We start from the raw sequence: 15525 nt of genomic DNA on the forward strand, positions 1-15525 counted from the left end.
CAAGCCTGAGCGCCGGCGCCCTGCAAGGGCTGCCGGCATGCAACACGCGTCATCTTGGGAGACCGCGCACAATGCGTTCCGTCATCGCAGATTCACGGCGATTGGTAGTGAAAGTCGGCTCGAGCCTCGTCACGAATGACGGGCGCGGCCTCGATCATGCTGCGATCGGCCGCTGGGCTGCGCAGATTGCCGCCCTGCGCGCGCAAGGCAAGGAGGTGGTGCTGGTCAGTTCGGGCGCCATCGCCGAAGGGATGCAGCGGCTCGGCTGGACCAGGCGGCCACGCGAAATCGACGAATTGCAGGCCGCCGCCGCTGTCGGGCAAATGGGTCTCGCACAGGTCTACGAAAGCCGCTTCGCCGAGCATTCGATCCAGACCGCGCAGATTCTGCTGACTCACGCCGACCTCGCCGACCGTGAACGCTATCTGAACGCTCGTTCCACGCTGCTGACGCTGCTGCGTCTGGGCGTCGTGCCGATCATCAACGAGAACGATACGGTCGTCACCGACGAAATCAAGTTCGGCGACAACGACACGCTGGGCGCTTTGGTCGCGAATCTGATCGAAGGCGATGCGCTCGTGATCCTCACCGATCAGCAAGGGCTGTTTACCGCCGATCCGCGCAAGGACCCGAACGCAACGCTCGTTCAGCAGGCCGATGCCGGTGCGCCGGAGCTCGAGGCAATGGCGGGCGGCGCGGGTTCCAGCCTCGGCCGCGGCGGCATGCTGACCAAGATTCTCGCGGCCAAACGTGCCGCGCATAGCGGCGCCGATACGGTGATCGCGAGCGGGCGCGAAGCCGACGTGTTGTCACGGCTGGCCTCGGGTGAGGCGATCGGCACGCAGTTGATCGCCCGCACTGCGCGTATGGCGGCGCGCAAACAATGGATGGCCGATCACCTGCAGGTGCGCGGTCACGTGGTGATCGACGACGGTGCGGTCGAAAAGCTGACCGAAGGCGGCAAGAGCCTGTTGCCAATCGGCATCGTCGGTGTGCAGGGCGCGTTTGCGCGCGGGGAAGTGATCGCTTGCCTGAGTGCGGCAGGACGTGAAGTCGCGCGCGGTCTGACGAACTACAGCAGCGCGGAAACCAAGCTGATCCAGCGGCGTCCGAGCGGCGAGATTGAATCGGTGCTCGGCTATATGCTGGAGCCTGAGGTGATCCACCGCGACAATCTTGTGCTGGTCTGACTGCGGGACAACACCTGCACGACAGACAAAAAAGCCGTTCCAGCGTGAGCTGGAACGGCTTTTTCACATCCGCGGCGGCTCCTAAGTAAGAAGCACGCTCGGGAAAGCTGTCTTAATGAACCAGCGAGGTCTGCGTGCGCTTGTAGCGGATGTTCTCGACAATCTGCTTTGCGTTGCCCGTGGCCATCTTGTTCGCACAGAAATAATCCTGATACAGCGATGCCTGATAGGCGTTCAGCGCGCCATTCTCGATGCGCCTGAAGTCGTTGGCGACGGTTTGGTCCCAGCCGTCGTGATCGGCGTTCAGCCCCGCGTACTGCCGCCATTCATATGTGTCGCAGCGAATCCCTTCGTAGTTCACGTTGCGCGCGCCGCTTGGGCTCGTTACGACGACGACGTAGCGCACTACGCCGTCGCTGCCGACGCTAAGCGACGTTTTATCGATCGAGAATTGCAGCGGCGTGTTGCCGGAGACGTCAAAAGGCAGCAGATTCGACTCTTGCGGCAGCGGCGGCAGCGTGTCGACCTTGTTTTCCACCCAATTGCTCGGCCGGTCCAGCAGGTAGGCAAACGCGCTGTCGTCTTTATTGGTGGGTTTGCTGGCGCAACCAGCCAGCAGGGCGCCGGTGGCGACGCACGCCACGACGAGAGCAAGTGCTTTCAATATGGTTTCCTCGAAACACTGGCGCGGCTCATCGAGTCGCGCCAGAGAGAGGCGGCGTGGACAGCCGCACAGAGTTGTTAATTGCGTACGCCACGGCGGAACAACGAGCCGGCGGTTTCGCGATCCGATTCGTCTTCGTGCTCCGACCGGGAGCCAACCTCGGCTACCGACCCGAAGCCCGGACCGCAATCGGGCACGATCGTTGTGTGAATCGACGTTTCGATGCTGAGTGTGGTCACCGAGGTGGTGACCGTCACCATCGTCGAATCCGGCGGACTTTCCATTGACGACGCTATCCGGGGATAACGCGGCCCATGGTGCCCGCCAGGTTTTTCCGCACGCGGCGCAGCCCGGCGCATGAAGCGGGATAGCTCCGTCAGCGCCAACTGATACACATCCCGCTTGAACTCGATCACACAGTCGAGGGGCACCCAGTACTCGTTCCAGCGCCATGCATCGAACTCAGGGTGGTCGGTGGCGCGTAAGCAGATGTCGCAATCGCGTCCAACCATCCGGAGTAAAAACCAGATTTGTTTCTGGCCGCGGTAATGACCGCGTACTTCGCGCTTGATGAACTTGTCAGGCACCTCGTAACGCAACCAGTCGCGCGTGCGACCAATCACCTTGACGTGCTCAGGAAGCAGCCCGGTTTCTTCGTGTAACTCCCGATACATCGCTTGCACGGGGGTCTCTCCGTACTTGATGCCCCCTTGCGGAAACTGCCAGGAATGTTCACGGAGCCGTTTGCCCCAAAACACCTCGTTGTGCGCGTTCAAGAGGATGATGCCGACGTTCGGGCGAAAGCCTTCACGATCCAGCATACAACCACCTTCGAATCCTTTAAAATTGCTTTGATTATAAACAGATAACGGACCCGACGCACCGATTCGCACCAGATTGGAACGATTCGCCGCAAAACGCCCGCGGTTGCGGCAGCCTGTAGTCTTTCCGTGCCTTATCCCTTGCTGCAAAGGCTTTGCGCGGTGGCTTCAGCGGCCCGATGGGGCAGTTTTGCCGGGGTTTTGCCTGGTATGTGCAGGGCGTTTGCCGGGGGCCTGGTCAAGACTTTGGCTGGTTCCAGGCTGGATCGGGGCCGGGTGTTCGGCGAGTCCGTGCCGGTTCCAAACCGGGTCCGTGTCGATTTCCCTACCGTTTTCACCTTTCGGGCGGTCCCTCCGGAGCCGCCGCTTTTGGAAAATCTGAATGAAAGCTTCCCGTTTCTTTATCGGCACTCTGAAAGAAGCGCCCGCCGACGCCGAGATCGTCAGCCACAGGCTCATGGTGCGCGCCGGCATGATCCGCCGCATTGCTGGCGGCATCTATAACTACCTGCCGATCGGTCTGCGTTCGATCCGCAAGGTGGAAGCCATCGTGCGCGAAGAAATGAACCGGGCGGGCGGCATCGAGTTGTTGATGCCGTCGGTGCAGCCGGCCGAACTGTGGCAGGAGTCGGGCCGCTGGGAAAAATACGGTCCCGAGCTGCTGCGCTTCAAGGACCGCAAGCAATCCGATTTCGTGTTCGGACCGACCCACGAAGAAGTGATCACGGACATTGCGCGCGGCCAGATCAAGAGCTATCGCCAGTTGCCGGTGAACTTCTACCAGATCCAGACGAAGTTCCGCGACGAGATCCGTCCGCGTTTCGGCGTGATGCGTGGCCGCGAGTTCATCATGAAAGACGCGTACTCGTTCGACAAAGACGTCGAAGGTCTGCGCGAGTCGTATCGCAAGATGTACGACGCGTACGTACGTATTTTCACGCGCCTTGGGCTGGATTTCCGCGCGGTGGCGGCGGACAACGGTTCGATCGGCGGCAGCGGTTCGCATGAATTCCACGTGATCGCCGAGACCGGCGAAGACGCGATCGCCTATTGCCCGACCTCGGATTTCGCGGCCAACGTCGAAGCGGCTGAAGCGCTGCCGCTCTACGCGGAACGCGCAGCGCCGACCGAAGAGATGAAGAAGACCGCAACGCCGGGCAAGGCGAAATGCGAGGCCGTGGCTGAACTGCTGAACATCCCGCTCGAGCGCACGATCAAGTCGATCGTACTCGCCACGGAAAACGAAGGCGCCGAGCCGACCATCTGGTTGCTGATGCTGCGTGGCGACCACGATCTGAACGAGATCAAGGCAGCCAAGCTGCCGGGTTTGGCCGACTTCCGCATGGCCACCGAAGCAGAAATCATCGAGACCTTCGGCACACCGCCGGGTTACCTCGGCCCGATCAACACGAAGAAGCCGGTCAAGGTCGTCGCGGATAGCACGGTCGCGAACATGAGCGACTTCGTGGTCGGCGCGAACGAGGTGGACTACCACATCACCGGCGTGAACTGGGGCCGCGATCTGCCGGAGCCGGTCGTCGCCGATATCCGCAATGTGAAGAAGGGCGATCCGTCGCCGGACGGCAAGGGTGTGCTCGACATCTGCCGCGGCATCGAAGTCGGCCACGTGTTCCAGCTCGGCACGAAGTATTCGGAAGCGATGAACGCCACCTGTCTCGACGAGACCGGCAAGCCGCGCCAGATGGAAATGGGCTGCTACGGCATCGGCGTCACGCGGATTCTGGGCGCGGCGATCGAACAGAATTTCGACGAGAAGGGCATCATCTGGCCGGACTCGATCGCGCCGTTCGAAGTCGTGCTGTGCCCGATGGGTTACGACCGCAGCGAAGCCGTGCGCGAGCAGGCTGACAAGCTGTACGCGGCGTTGCTCGAAGCGGGCGTCGACGTGATCCTCGACGATCGCGGCGAACGTCCGGGCGTGATGTTCGCCGACTGGGAGCTGATCGGTGTGCCCCATCGCCTGGTGATCGGCGATCGTGGTCTGAAGGACGGCAAGCTCGAGTATCAGGGCCGTCGCGATGTTGAAGCCACGCTGCTGCCCGTCGATGACGCCGCACAAACGGTAATCGGCAAAGTTCGCGCCGCCTTGGCGCAATAAGCGGAGCGGACGGTGGAGTACACCTTCGTATCCGCGACCGTCCTGCTGATTCTGATCACCGACCCGCTCGGCAACATTCCGCTCTTTATCAGTTGCCTGCGGGGTGTATCGCCGAAGCGGCGCACGATCGTCATTCTCCGTGAGGTGGCGATCGCGTTCGCGATCCTGTTGGTCTTCATGGTGGTCGGCGACGGCTTTCTGCGCATGATGAGTCTGACCGACCAGTCGTTGCGCATCGGCGGCGGGATTGTGCTGTTTCTGATCGCGCTCAGAATGGTGTTCCCGCATCCGGACGGCCCGCTCGGCGGCGACACGCGGGGCGGTGAGCCGCTCATCGTGCCGCTCGCCATTCCGGCGCTGGCGGGCCCGTCGGCGCTGGCTACGGTGATGCTGCTGACGTCGCAGGCGCCCGGCAAGATGTTGGAGTGGATCGGTGCGTTGACCGTTACGATGATCGTCTGCGCGATCGTGTTGATGCTGGCGGAGCGCATTCAGGCGTGGCTCGGCGAGCGTGCGATGATGGCCTTCGAACGGCTGATGGGCTTGGTGCTGGTGGCGATCTCAGTCGAAATGATGCTCGGCGGTATTCGTTCTTTTGTGCATCAACTTTGAGTGAGCTTCGGTGCGGGGTTCAAAGCGGCAGCGCGGGAGAGCGGCAAGCAGCCTGACGAACAAAAAGCTTGAGCGAGATTCGCCGCAGGGTCGAACACGCTAACGCAGGAGCGCTATCAGAAGCCCGACAAACAAAAAGCGGCCCGCGAGCCGCTTTTTTTTACGCCAATGCGCGCCGCAAACCGCGCCGCTAAAACAACTTGCTTAAGCCCCTTCGGTCAACGCCCGAATGGTCGGCAGATTGCGCCAGTAACCCTTGGCGTCCATCCCACAACCGAACACATAGCGGTCCGGCACTTCGAAACCACAGTAATCCGGACGCAACGGCTTCGCCTTCGGAATGATCTTTTCGCACAGCACCGCGCTCAGGAAGCGCTTCGCGCCCATTGCGAGGATGCGGTCGCGGATCGCGGCCATCGTCTCGCCTTCGTCGAGGATGTCGTCGAGCACCAGCACGACGCGATCTTTCACCGACTCAGCCGGCGCCACGCGCCACTGCATCTCATTGCCGCCCTTGGTGGTGTTGCGATAGCGGGTCAGGTGGATGTAGTCGAACTCGAGCGGAAAATCGAGGTGCGGCAGCAGCATGCCGGTGAACACCGCCGCGCCGCCCATCACCGACAGCACGAGCGGAAAGTCCTCGCTCATCTCGTTGCGGATGGCGGCAGCCATGTCGCTGATCGACGCGTTGACGTCGTCGGCCGAAACGATTTCTTCGGAGTGGCTAAAAATGTGGAGAGCTTCTTCGCGGTTCATGACGTCTGACGGGCGGTAACTGTATACGTAGTGTGGGTGAGAACGGCGGCGTGCGGTACAGAATAAACCCGCACCACTCCGGAGTCAGTCGCGCGTGCCGTTATTCCCGCACTGCACGTAAAGCACGCGCGCCGCCGTCTTGCTAAAGCTTAGCGCATGCCGGGCATCATGCCCTTCATGCCGCGCATCATCTTTTGCAGGTTGCCGCCCTTCAGTTTCTTCATCATCGTGCGCATCTGGTCGTATTGATTCAGCATGCGGTTGACTTCCTGCACCTGCACACCCGCGCCCGCGGCGATGCGGCGCTTGCGGGTGGCCTTGATCAGCTCGGGCTTGGCGCGCTCCAGCGGCGTCATTGAATTGATGATGCCTTCCATGCGGCGCATCTGCGATTCGGCCATGCCCATGTTGGCGCCGGCTGCGGCCTGCTGGAACTGCGCGGGCAGCTTGTCCATCAACGACGACAGGCCGCCCATGCTCTTCATCTGCGTAAGCTGCGCGCGGAAATCGTTGAGGTCGAAGTCACCGCCTTTCTTGACCTTGTCGGCGAGCTTCTGCGCGGCCTGTACGTCCACACCGCGCTGCGCTTCTTCGACGAGGGCGAGAATGTCGCCCATGCCGAGAATCCGGTTCGCCATGCGATCCGGATAGAAAATTTCGAGGCCGTCGAGCTTTTCGGCGACGCCGACGAACTTGATCGGCTTGCCCGTCACGTGACGCACGGAGAGCGCCGCGCCACCGCGCGAGTCGCCGTCGAGCTTGGTGAGGACCACGCCAGTAAGCGGCAAGGCGTCGCTAAAGGCCTTCGCGGTGTTGACGGCGTCCTGACCCAGCATCGCGTCGACGACGAATAGCGTTTCCGCCGGTTTCAGCTCGCTGTGCAACGCGGTGATTTCCTGCATCATCGCTTCGTCGATACCAAGGCGACCGGCCGTGTCGACCAGCAGCACGTCGTGGTAGTGGCGCTTGGCCCAATCCACCGCGGCACGCGCGATATCCACCGGCTTCTGATCCGCTTCCGACGGGAAGAAGTCCGCGCCCACCTGCTCGGTCACCGTCTTCAACTGCGCGATAGCAGCCGGGCGGTAAACGTCGCACGAAACGGTGAGGACCTTCTTCTTGTACTTCTCGCGCAGAAGCTTGGCGAGCTTGCCGACCGTGGTGGTCTTGCCGGCGCCTTGCAGACCCGCCATCAGGATGACGGCCGGCGGCGTGACGGCGAGATTCAGTTCGACCGCCTTGCCTTCATAGTCGCCGCCGATGATCGCGGTCAGCTCGCGCTGCACCACCCCGACCAGCGCCTGACCCGGCGACAGGCTGCTGATGACTTCCTCGCCGAGCGCTTTTTCCTTCACCTTGGCGATGAACTCGCGCACGACGGGCAGCGCCACGTCCGCCTCGAGCAGCGCGAGGCGCACTTCGCGCAGCATTTCCTGGGTGTTCGCCTCGGTGAGCCGGGCTTCGCCGCGCAGCGTCTTGACGACGCGCGCCATCCGTTGAGTCAGATTGTCGAGCATGGGGAGCGATGAACAGTGCGGCCGGAGCAGGGCGCGAAGCGGGAGACGTCGCGGAGCAGGGGCCTAGTGTAAACTTGGAATATGGATATTGTACTGTATGCCCTCACTGCGCTCCTCTATGGCGGTCTCGCCGTGGCCGGCTGGCGCTCGCACCGGCACGCCGCCCTGCGCCCTATGCTCGAAAGCGTGCCGCCGGTGCCTGTTGCCGCGGCGGGCGTGTTGACCCCATCGGCGCCATCGGCCGGCTCGGGCATGGGCGCGTCGGGCCGCGCGTTGCTGTTTGTCGCGCTGCTCGCGCACGGTGTGCTGCTGCATACCACCATCTTCCCGCAGAACGCGATGGTGTTCGGCTTCGCGTTCGCGCTGTCGGCGATGTTCTGGCTCGGCGCCGGCATCTACTGGATCGAGAGCTTTTTCTTTCCGCTCGACGGCTTGCGCCTGCTGGTGTTGCCGCTCGCCTGTGCCGCTTCGTTATTGCCGCTGGGGTTCGGCGGCGTGCGCGTGCTGCCGTATTCCGCTGCGCCGATGTTCAAGCTGCACTTCCTGATCGCCAACATCGCATACGGTTTGTTCGCGATCGCGGCGCTGCACGCCATTCTGATGCTGCTGGTCGAGCGGCGTCTGCATGCGATGCGCGGCGGAGTGTCGCAGCGCAACGCGGCCGCGGCGGGCAACGGCTGGCTGTCGAGCTGGCTCGATACCTTGCCGCCGCTGCTGACACTGGAAAAGCTGCTGTTCCGCCTGATCGGTGCCGGCTTTGTGCTGCTCACGCTGACGCTGCTCTCGGGCATCATCTTTAGCGAGCAACTGGTCGACCGCGCATTGCAGCTCGATCACAAGACCGTCTTCGCGATTCTTTCCTGGGTAATGTTCGGCGCGCTGCTGACCGCGCGCAAGGTTTCCGGCTGGCGCGGCCGTGCGGCATTGCGCTGGGTGCTGGCGTCGTTCGTCGCGCTGCTGCTGGCGTACGTCGGCAGCCGTTTTGTATTCGAGGTGCTGTTGCACCGTGCTGTAGTGTGAGTGTCCTGCCATGCGACAAATTTTTCTGCTGATCCTGCTGTTCATCGTTGGCCAATGGGTGGTCAAGGCGCTGCGTCGTCACGACGCGCAAGCGTCGCAACGCACCGGCGCTGGCGCGAACGGCGCCGCGCGAGGACCCCATGCGCCGCAAGCGCAACCGCAACTCGCCGAGCCGATGATCCGTTGTGCCGAGTGCGGCGTGCACGCACCGAAGAGCGACTCCGTGGTGGTAGCCGGGCAGCCGTTCTGCAGCGCCGCGCACGCGCAGCGTCACGGTGCACATCCCACGGGCCGCGACGCCCGATGAGCGGCGCGTTCACCGTCGATGCCGACGGTTGGGTCAGCGCCGCACGCAAACTGCCATCGCCGAATTTCGAAGCGCGGCCCGCCGGGGCCGTGCCGACGCTGATCGTCGTGCACAACATCAGCCTGCCGCCCAACGAGTTCGGCGGTACGGCGATCGCCGAACTGTTCCTGAACACACTCGACTGCGACGCCCACCCGTACTACGACACGCATCTGCGCGGCGTGCGGGTGTCGGCGCATTTCGTGATTCATCGCGACGGCGCGCTCGAGCAATTCGTTTCCTGCAACGAGCGCGCATGGCACGCCGGGGCGTCGAATTTTTTCGGCCGCGAGCGCTGCAATGATTTCTCGATCGGCATCGAACTGGAAGGCAGTGACACGACTGCTTTCGAAGCGGCGCAATACCGTACGCTCGGTGCACTTGTGACGGCGCTGAAGGTCCGCTATCCGGTCGAAGGGCTCGCCGGTCACTCGGACATTGCCCCCGGCCGCAAGACCGATCCAGGGCCTCATTTCGAGTGGCAGCGTCTGCAGCGCGACACCGCGTTGGCGGATCAGTACTTCCCCTATCTCAGGTTTTCCAGAACGCCGTAACGACCCCTCGCGCGAGTTCGCGTGATGCGAGGAGAGCAAGGCGCCGCCTTGTTCTCCGGGGAGTCGGCTTCGCGTCGCGCTATGCAAAAGTCAAGACTTCGAAAGCAAATAAATCGGTTTGACCTGTCTTGAAACTACACTATACTTGGTGCCAGAAATTCAGTTTCGCACTACATCTTGTGTCTGGTGTGTATAACTCTGTGCATAACTGAGTGCATAAGTCAGCGGCGCCCCGCTCCCCGAGCATGGCGCCGCAAGCATTCCAGGCGGCGAAAAAAATTCCTGCGGCGCGGCCGGTAGAGACCTCCGGCGGCATCCAGAAGCATTCAGGAAAGGGGCACAGCAAGTGATCGCGACACACATGATGAAGACCGATATCAATTCGAATCAGGCTTCATCACTGTCGCATCCCGCCACCCGGCTCAGCCGGCCTTTTTCCTGCACCCCATCGCTTGCGCACGCGGCGGCGCAGCGTTCGTTTTAATCCGCGGATCATCCCGCAACATTTCCAGGACCAGGAGCTTTGCACATGCAAACCACCGACAACGTGACGACCCGGTATGAGGGCTCACCGACTGGCCAGGCCTTCGGCCAGGCTCAAGGCGCACAAGCGCTCGCGCCGCAAGCCACTTACGCCGACTACAAGGTGATCCGTCGTAATGGCAGCGTGGTGTCGTTCGAACCGTCGAAAATCGCCATCGCCGTGACGAAGGCATTCCTGGCCGTCAATGGTGGTCAAGGCGCGGCGTCGGCGCGCGTGCGCGAACTGGTCGAGCAACTCACGCAGAACGTGGTGCGCGCACTCGTGCGCAGCCGCCCGAACGGCGGCACGTTCCATATCGAAGACATCCAGGATCAGGTCGAACTCGCGCTGATGCGCGGCGGCGAGCACAACGTCGCGCGTGCGTACGTGCTGTATCGCGAGAAGCGCACCCAGGCGCGCGGTCATGACGAGCAGATTGTCGCCAACACGCCGGGTCTGAACGTCACCGACAACGGCGTGACGCGCCCGCTCGACATGGCTGCGCTGCGCGGCATCATCGAACTGGCTTGCTCGAACCTGGGCGACGCCGTGAGCGCCGATCCGATCATCGCGGAAACGGTGAAGAATCTGTATGACGGCGTGCCGATGAGCCAGGTCTATGACTCGGCAATTCTGGCTGCCCGCACGATGATCGAAAAGGACCCGGCATACAGCCAGGTCACCGCACGCATCCTGCTGCACACGATCCGCCGCGAGATCCTTGAAGAGGAAGTCACGCAAACGGAAATGGGCGAGCGCTACGCCGAGTATTTCCCGCAGTTCATCAAGCGCGGCGTGCAAGCCGAACTGCTCGACGACAAGCTGCTGCAGTTCGATCTGAAGCGCCTCGGCGCCGCGCTCGACAACAACCGCGACCTGCAATTCGGCTACCTCGGTCTGCAAACGCTGTACGACCGCTACTTCCTGCATCACGACGGCGTGCGCATCGAAATGCCGCAGGCATTCTTTATGCGTGTGGCGATGGGTCTGTCGCTGAACGAGATCGACCGCGAAGCGCGCGCGATCGAGTTTTACAACGTGCTGTCGAGCTTCGACTTCATGTCGTCCACGCCGACGCTGTTCAACTCGGGCACGCGCCGCTCGCAACTGTCGTCGTGCTATCTGACCACGGTCGACGACGACCTCGACGGCATCTACGAAGCGCTGAAGGAAAACGCGCTGCTGTCGAAGTTCGCCGGCGGCTTGGGCAACGACTGGACGCGCGTGCGTGCTCTGGGTTCGCACATCAAGGGCACCAACGGCAAGTCGCAAGGCGTCGTGCCGTTCCTGAAGGTGGTCAACGACACGGCTGTGGCAGTCAACCAGGGCGGCAAGCGCAAGGGCGCGGTGTGCGCGTACCTGGAAACGTGGCACCTGGACATCGAGGAATTCCTCGAACTACGCAAGAACACCGGCGACGACCGTCGTCGTACGCACGACATGAACACGGCGAACTGGATTCCCGACCTGTTCATGAAGCGCGTGCACGAAGGCGGCGACTGGACGCTGTTCTCGCCGTCCACCTGCCCGGACCTGCACGACAAGTTCGGCGCCGAGTTCGAAACGGCTTACACGGCTTACGAAGACAAGGTCGCGCGCGGCGAGATCAAGCTGTTCAAGAAAATCCCGGCGGCGCAACTGTGGCGCAAGATGCTGGGCATGCTGTTCGAAACCGGCCACCCGTGGATCACCTTCAAGGATCCGTGCAATGTGCGCTCGCCGCAACAGCACGTTGGCGTCGTCCACTCGTCGAACCTGTGCACGGAAATCACGCTGAACACCAGCGACGCCGAAATCGCCGTCTGCAACCTGGGCTCCGTGAACCTCGTCGCTCACCTGAAAGAACAGGCCGACGGCACGCTGGCGCTCGACCACGACAAGTTGAAGCGCACCGTCAGCGTGGCAATGCGCATGCTCGACAACGTGATCGACATCAACTACTACGCGGTTGCCAAGGCACGTAACTCGAACCTGAAGCACCGTCCGGTGGGCATGGGCATCATGGGCTTCCAGGACTGCCTGCATCTGCTGCGCACGCCGTACGCGTCGCAAGAGGCGGTCAAGTTCGCCGATACGTCGATGGAAGCGGTTTGCTACTACGCTTATTACGCATCCACAGAACTGGCGCAAGAGCGCGGCCGTTACTCCAGCTACCGCGGTTCGCTGTGGGATCGCGGCATCCTGCCGCAAGACTCGGTGAAGCTGCTGGCCGAAGCGCGCGGCGGTTACGTCGAAGTCGATTCGAGCGAATCGATGGACTGGACCGAACTGCGTTCGCGCATCGCCACCTACGGCATGCGCAACTCGAACTGCGTCGCGATCGCACCGACGGCGACGATCTCGAACATCATCGGCGTGTCGGCTTGCATCGAACCGACGTTCCAGAACCTGTATGTGAAGTCGAATCTGTCGGGCGAATTCACGGTGGTCAACGACTACCTGGTGCGCGACCTGAAGGAACGCGGTCTGTGGGACGAAGTGATGGTCGCCGACCTGAAGTACTTCGACGGCACGCTCTCGCGCATCGACCGCATCCCGGCCGACCTGCGCGCGATCTACGCGACCGCGTTCGAACTCGATCCGGTGTGGCTGGTCGAGGCGGCTTCACGTCGTCAGAAGTGGATCGATCAGGCGCAGTCGCTGAACATTTACATGGGCGGCGCGTCGGGTAAGAAGCTCGACGAGATCTACAAGCTTGCGTGGGTGCGCGGTCTGAAGACGACCTACTACCTCCGCACGATGGCGGCGACGCACGTCGAGAAGTCGACGGTTGCTCACGGCGCGCTGAACGCGGTGAGCTCGGGCGGCGGCGAAGGTGCGGGCGGTGCGGGTGGTTTCGGCGGTGGCGCGGCTGGCGGCTTCGGTGTGAGCAGCAGTGCGGCTTCGGGCGGCATCCAGGCAGCGGCGGCCGCACCGGCAGTCGCAGTCGAAGCAGCGCCGGAAGCGGATGGTCCGGTGTGCATGATGCGTCCGGGTGATCCTGGCTTCGACGAGTGCGAGGCTTGCCAGTAAGAGCCTCGGTGCCCTCGCAACAAGCGAGTGCAAGCACGAAGCAGGCGGCAGGATCGCTACTTGCTGAACGGGTTGTAGGTAAAGACCCGCATGCAGCGATCAGCCAGCCTGATGGAAGTGGTACAGAAGTGAAGTCGATGAGCGGTGCGGCGAAACGAAATCGAAGTTGCGCCGCTCATCGATCAGCAGCGAAGCATGGCAAGAACTGAAGTCGTGAAGCGGCAGGCAAGCGCCAGGCACGTGGTAGATGAAGCAGTCCGCAGTCGGCATCACAGACGAAGCGCTCGACATGAAGCGCTCAGCAAACGCCCCGGTCGATGGTCGATCGACACAGCCGGCCAGATGCATCTCGACATCGCATTGAACTTCACCTCGCCAGCACTGACGAACAAGCAAACGCGACACGAATGCGAAGCAAGCGCGAGGCAAACGCCGCGTCGGCAAGACAGCAGAAAGTTAGCGGGAAGCAAGCAGGAAGCAATCGCAAGACGCCGCACGCACGCTCCGCAATACACATAGATAGAGCAGCGAAACGTCGCTTTTAACACGTTGCTCTTCGAGCTCGCGAAGCACCTCGACGACACACGTTCAACACGCTTCACATGAGGCGACGCACACAGTCTGTTGAACAAAGTGTTGTATGAACGTAGCAACGCGAATCGAAAACAGGATTTTTCATCAGCGAACTCTTTTATCGCTCGTGAAAAGATGGTACAAACCGTTCTAAATTGATGGTGACATTTATGCTCAACTGGGATGACGAGATCACTGCCGTAACTCCCTCGAGCGCTACGCAACAGAATGTGTTGCGCAACGCTGCGGGATCGGCTGTCGGTTCGCAAGTCGGAACGCGTTCCGCTCCTCACGCTCCCTCGGCTCAAGACATCTTCGCGAACGACATCGCTGTCGCTCCCGTCGCTCATGTCGCCCATGCTGCTACCGGAACGGCTGCCGTTTCCGAAGCGCGGGTCAATGTCGCCGACAAGCGCATCATCAACGGCCAGACCGACGTCAATCAGTTGGTGCCGTTCAAATACAAGTGGGCCTGGGAAAAGTATCTGGCTGGTTGCGCCAACCACTGGATGCCGCAAGAAGTGAACATGTCGCGCGACATCGCCCTCTGGAAAGACCCGAACGGTCTGACCGAAGACGAGCGCCGCATCGTCAAGCGCAACCTGGGCTTCTTCGTGACGGCTGACTCCCTCGCCGCCAACAATATCGTGCTGGGCACCTACCGCCACATCACGGCGCCCGAATGCCGCCAGTTCCTGCTGCGCCAGGCGTTCGAAGAGGCGATCCACACGCACGCTTACCAGTACATCGTCGAATCGCTGGGCCTCGACGAAGGCGAGATCTTCAACGCGTATCACGAGGTTTCCTCGATCCGCGCGAAAGACGAATTCCTGCTGCCGTTCATCCACTGCCTGACCGACCCGGCCTTCAAGACCGGCACGCTCGAAGCGGACCAGACCCTGCTGCGCTCGCTGATCGTGTTCGCCTGTGTGATGGAAGGCCTGTTCTTCTACGTCGGCTTTACGCAAATCCTGGCGCTGGGCCGCCAGAACAAGATGACCGGCGCGGCGGAACAGTACCAATACATCCTGCGCGACGAGTCGATGCACTGCAACTTCGGCATCGACCTGATCAACCAGATCAAACTCGAAAACCCGCAACTCTGGACGGCTGAGTTCCGCGCGGAAATCCGCGAGATCTTCCAGCAAGCGGTCGAACTTGAATATCGTTACGCAGAAGATACGATGCCGCGCGGGGTGCTCGGCCTCAATGCGTCGATGTTTAAGAGCTATCTGCGCTTCATCTGCAACCGCCGTTGCCAGCAGATCGGTCTCGATCCGCTGTACCCGAACGAGGAAAACCCGTTCCCGTGGATGAGCGAGATGATCGACCTGAAGAAGGAACGCAACTTCTTCGAGACGCGAGTGATCGAATATCAGACTGGCGGCGCGTTGACCTGGGAGTGATCCGGGTTCGTGTTGCAGATGCATTCATTTTGGGGATGCTGCGGTTCGGTCCGCGGCAATTTAGTTAGGAGCAGAACCGCCTGATGCAAATTGTGCCCGGTGCGCCGCGTGCCTTCGTGGCCCACAAACATGACTGGCACTTTGCGAACCCTTCAGTGGGATGGGCAAACTTCCCCCCGGAAAAAGCCGCTGGCGTTAGCGCCGGCGGCCCGATCAAGCAATTGCCGGCGTTGAGATCCAGCGCCGACCAGATCTGGCGCGCGGTGCCCAAGGGCACGGCGCGCCTTACCGCATTCATTAGCGTAAGCGCGCAGCACCTGCGTACGCCGATGAATAGCCCGCTTCGTAGCGCGCGCCCTGAGAAGCGTCCGCGGGAAGCGGGTTTTGACGAAGGGTGGTGTTTGAACTGACT

Annotated in this window: 15 protein-coding genes; 10 read left to right on the forward strand and 5 right to left on the reverse strand. The window is 61.8% G+C overall.

Features of this window, described 5'->3' with window-relative positions; genetic code table 11:
• The first annotated feature begins 71 nt into the window (after positions 1 to 71).
• On the forward strand, positions 72 to 1190 hold the full coding sequence (gene proB / locus P0D84_RS02080; protein WP_408332019.1) for a glutamate 5-kinase: 1119 nt from the start codon (positions 72 to 74) through the stop codon (positions 1188 to 1190).
• A 112-nt stretch (positions 1191 to 1302) separates the two neighbouring features.
• Here the strand turns inward: proB and P0D84_RS02085 are convergent, their stop codons facing one another.
• The gene (locus P0D84_RS02085) at positions 1303 to 1854 is read right to left on the reverse strand and encodes a CNP1-like family protein (protein WP_408332021.1); all 552 of its coding nucleotides are present in this window, start codon (positions 1852 to 1854) and stop codon (positions 1303 to 1305) included.
• A 77-nt stretch (positions 1855 to 1931) separates the two neighbouring features.
• Complete coding sequence (locus P0D84_RS02090; RefSeq protein WP_408339614.1) at positions 1932 to 2675, reverse strand: RNA pyrophosphohydrolase; 744 nt, start codon at positions 2673 to 2675, stop codon at positions 1932 to 1934.
• 382 nt (positions 2676 to 3057) lie between these two features.
• On the opposite strand from P0D84_RS02090, the gene P0D84_RS02095 reads away from it, so the two are divergent.
• Both P0D84_RS02095 and P0D84_RS02100 read left to right on the forward strand, forming a co-directional pair.
• Positions 3058 to 4794, forward strand: coding sequence for a proline--tRNA ligase (locus P0D84_RS02095; RefSeq protein WP_408332023.1), 1737 nt, complete (start codon positions 3058 to 3060; stop codon positions 4792 to 4794).
• 12 nt (positions 4795 to 4806) lie between these two features.
• Positions 4807 to 5406, forward strand: coding sequence for a MarC family protein (locus P0D84_RS02100; protein ID WP_408332025.1), 600 nt, complete (start codon positions 4807 to 4809; stop codon positions 5404 to 5406).
• A gap of 204 nt (positions 5407 to 5610) precedes the next feature.
• Here P0D84_RS02100 and P0D84_RS02105 read toward each other — a convergent pair whose 3' ends face one another.
• Positions 5611 to 6162: a hypoxanthine-guanine phosphoribosyltransferase gene (locus P0D84_RS02105; RefSeq protein ID WP_408332027.1), complete on the reverse strand. Its 552-nt coding sequence runs from the start codon at positions 6160 to 6162 to the stop codon at positions 5611 to 5613.
• A 149-nt stretch (positions 6163 to 6311) separates the two neighbouring features.
• Entirely contained in the window at positions 6312 to 7679 is a 1368-nt protein-coding gene (gene ffh, locus P0D84_RS02110) for a signal recognition particle protein (RefSeq protein ID WP_408332029.1), read from the reverse strand.
• 81 nt (positions 7680 to 7760) lie between these two features.
• On the opposite strand from ffh, the gene P0D84_RS02115 reads away from it, so the two are divergent.
• The 5 genes from P0D84_RS02115 to P0D84_RS02135 all read left to right on the forward strand — a co-directional run bounded on the left by P0D84_RS02115 (position 7761) and on the right by P0D84_RS02135 (position 13134).
• Positions 7761 to 8699 (forward strand): cytochrome C assembly family protein, encoded by a 939-nt coding sequence (locus P0D84_RS02115; protein ID WP_408332031.1) that lies wholly within the window; start codon positions 7761 to 7763, stop codon positions 8697 to 8699.
• A 10-nt stretch (positions 8700 to 8709) separates the two neighbouring features.
• Positions 8710 to 9006 (forward strand): PP0621 family protein, encoded by a 297-nt coding sequence (locus tag P0D84_RS02120; protein WP_408332033.1) that lies wholly within the window; start codon positions 8710 to 8712, stop codon positions 9004 to 9006.
• Entirely contained in the window at positions 9003 to 9599 is a 597-nt protein-coding gene (gene ampD / locus P0D84_RS02125; RefSeq protein ID WP_408332035.1) for a 1,6-anhydro-N-acetylmuramyl-L-alanine amidase AmpD, read from the forward strand. Before P0D84_RS02120 ends, ampD begins: the two co-directional genes overlap by 4 nt.
• A 361-nt stretch (positions 9600 to 9960) precedes the next feature.
• Positions 9961 to 10083 carry a hypothetical protein gene (locus P0D84_RS02130; RefSeq protein ID WP_408332037.1) on the forward strand — a complete coding sequence of 41 codons (123 nt, stop codon included), beginning with the start codon at positions 9961 to 9963 and terminating at the stop codon, positions 10081 to 10083.
• A gap of 45 nt (positions 10084 to 10128) precedes the next feature.
• Positions 10129 to 13134, forward strand: a complete 3006-nt coding sequence (locus P0D84_RS02135) for a ribonucleoside-diphosphate reductase subunit alpha (RefSeq protein ID WP_408332038.1) — start codon at positions 10129 to 10131, stop codon at positions 13132 to 13134.
• Positions 13135 to 13233: 99 nt separating this feature from the next.
• Here the strand turns inward: P0D84_RS02135 and P0D84_RS02140 are convergent, their stop codons facing one another.
• Positions 13234 to 13425, reverse strand: coding sequence for a hypothetical protein (locus tag P0D84_RS02140; RefSeq protein WP_408332040.1), 192 nt, complete (start codon positions 13423 to 13425; stop codon positions 13234 to 13236).
• Positions 13426 to 13877: 452 nt separating this feature from the next.
• Here P0D84_RS02140 and P0D84_RS02145 point away from each other — a divergent pair, with 452 nt between their 5' ends.
• The gene (locus tag P0D84_RS02145; RefSeq protein ID WP_408332042.1) at positions 13878 to 15113 is read left to right on the forward strand and encodes a ribonucleotide-diphosphate reductase subunit beta; all 1236 of its coding nucleotides are present in this window, start codon (positions 13878 to 13880) and stop codon (positions 15111 to 15113) included.
• 83 nt (positions 15114 to 15196) lie between these two features.
• A complete protein-coding gene (locus P0D84_RS02150) occupies positions 15197 to 15523 on the forward strand; it encodes a hypothetical protein (RefSeq protein WP_408332044.1) in 327 nt (108 codons plus the stop codon).
• Positions 15524 to 15525: the final 2 nt, after the last annotated feature.

Source organism: Paraburkholderia sp. RL17-337-BIB-A (assembly GCF_046025895.1).
Classification (GTDB): Bacteria; Pseudomonadota; Gammaproteobacteria; order Burkholderiales; family Burkholderiaceae; genus Paraburkholderia; species Paraburkholderia fungorum_C.

What these genes read in the sequence shown, in the direction of transcription:
- proB (WP_408332019.1), top strand. Translation starts at nt 72, where the DNA reads ATGCGTTCCGTCATCGCAGATTCACGGCGATTGGTAGTGAAAGTCGGC.
- P0D84_RS02090 (WP_408339614.1), bottom strand. Translation starts at nt 2,675, where the DNA reads ATGCTGGATCGTGAAGGCTTTCGCCCGAACGTCGGCATCATCCTCTTG.
- P0D84_RS02095 (WP_408332023.1), top strand. Translation starts at nt 3,058, where the DNA reads ATGAAAGCTTCCCGTTTCTTTATCGGCACTCTGAAAGAAGCGCCCGCC.
- P0D84_RS02105 (WP_408332027.1), bottom strand. Translation starts at nt 6,162, where the DNA reads ATGAACCGCGAAGAAGCTCTCCACATTTTTAGCCACTCCGAAGAAATC.
- ffh (WP_408332029.1), bottom strand. Translation starts at nt 7,679, where the DNA reads ATGCTCGACAATCTGACTCAACGGATGGCGCGCGTCGTCAAGACGCTG.
- P0D84_RS02115 (WP_408332031.1), top strand. Translation starts at nt 7,761, where the DNA reads ATGGATATTGTACTGTATGCCCTCACTGCGCTCCTCTATGGCGGTCTC.
- P0D84_RS02120 (WP_408332033.1), top strand. Translation starts at nt 8,710, where the DNA reads ATGCGACAAATTTTTCTGCTGATCCTGCTGTTCATCGTTGGCCAATGG.
- ampD (WP_408332035.1), top strand. Translation starts at nt 9,003, where the DNA reads ATGAGCGGCGCGTTCACCGTCGATGCCGACGGTTGGGTCAGCGCCGCA.
- P0D84_RS02130 (WP_408332037.1), top strand. Translation starts at nt 9,961, where the DNA reads ATGATGAAGACCGATATCAATTCGAATCAGGCTTCATCACTGTCGCAT.
- P0D84_RS02135 (WP_408332038.1), top strand. Translation starts at nt 10,129, where the DNA reads ATGCAAACCACCGACAACGTGACGACCCGGTATGAGGGCTCACCGACT.
- P0D84_RS02140 (WP_408332040.1), bottom strand. Translation starts at nt 13,425, where the DNA reads ATGTCGAGCGCTTCGTCTGTGATGCCGACTGCGGACTGCTTCATCTAC.
- P0D84_RS02145 (WP_408332042.1), top strand. Translation starts at nt 13,878, where the DNA reads ATGCTCAACTGGGATGACGAGATCACTGCCGTAACTCCCTCGAGCGCT.
- P0D84_RS02150 (WP_408332044.1), top strand. Translation starts at nt 15,197, where the DNA reads ATGCAAATTGTGCCCGGTGCGCCGCGTGCCTTCGTGGCCCACAAACAT.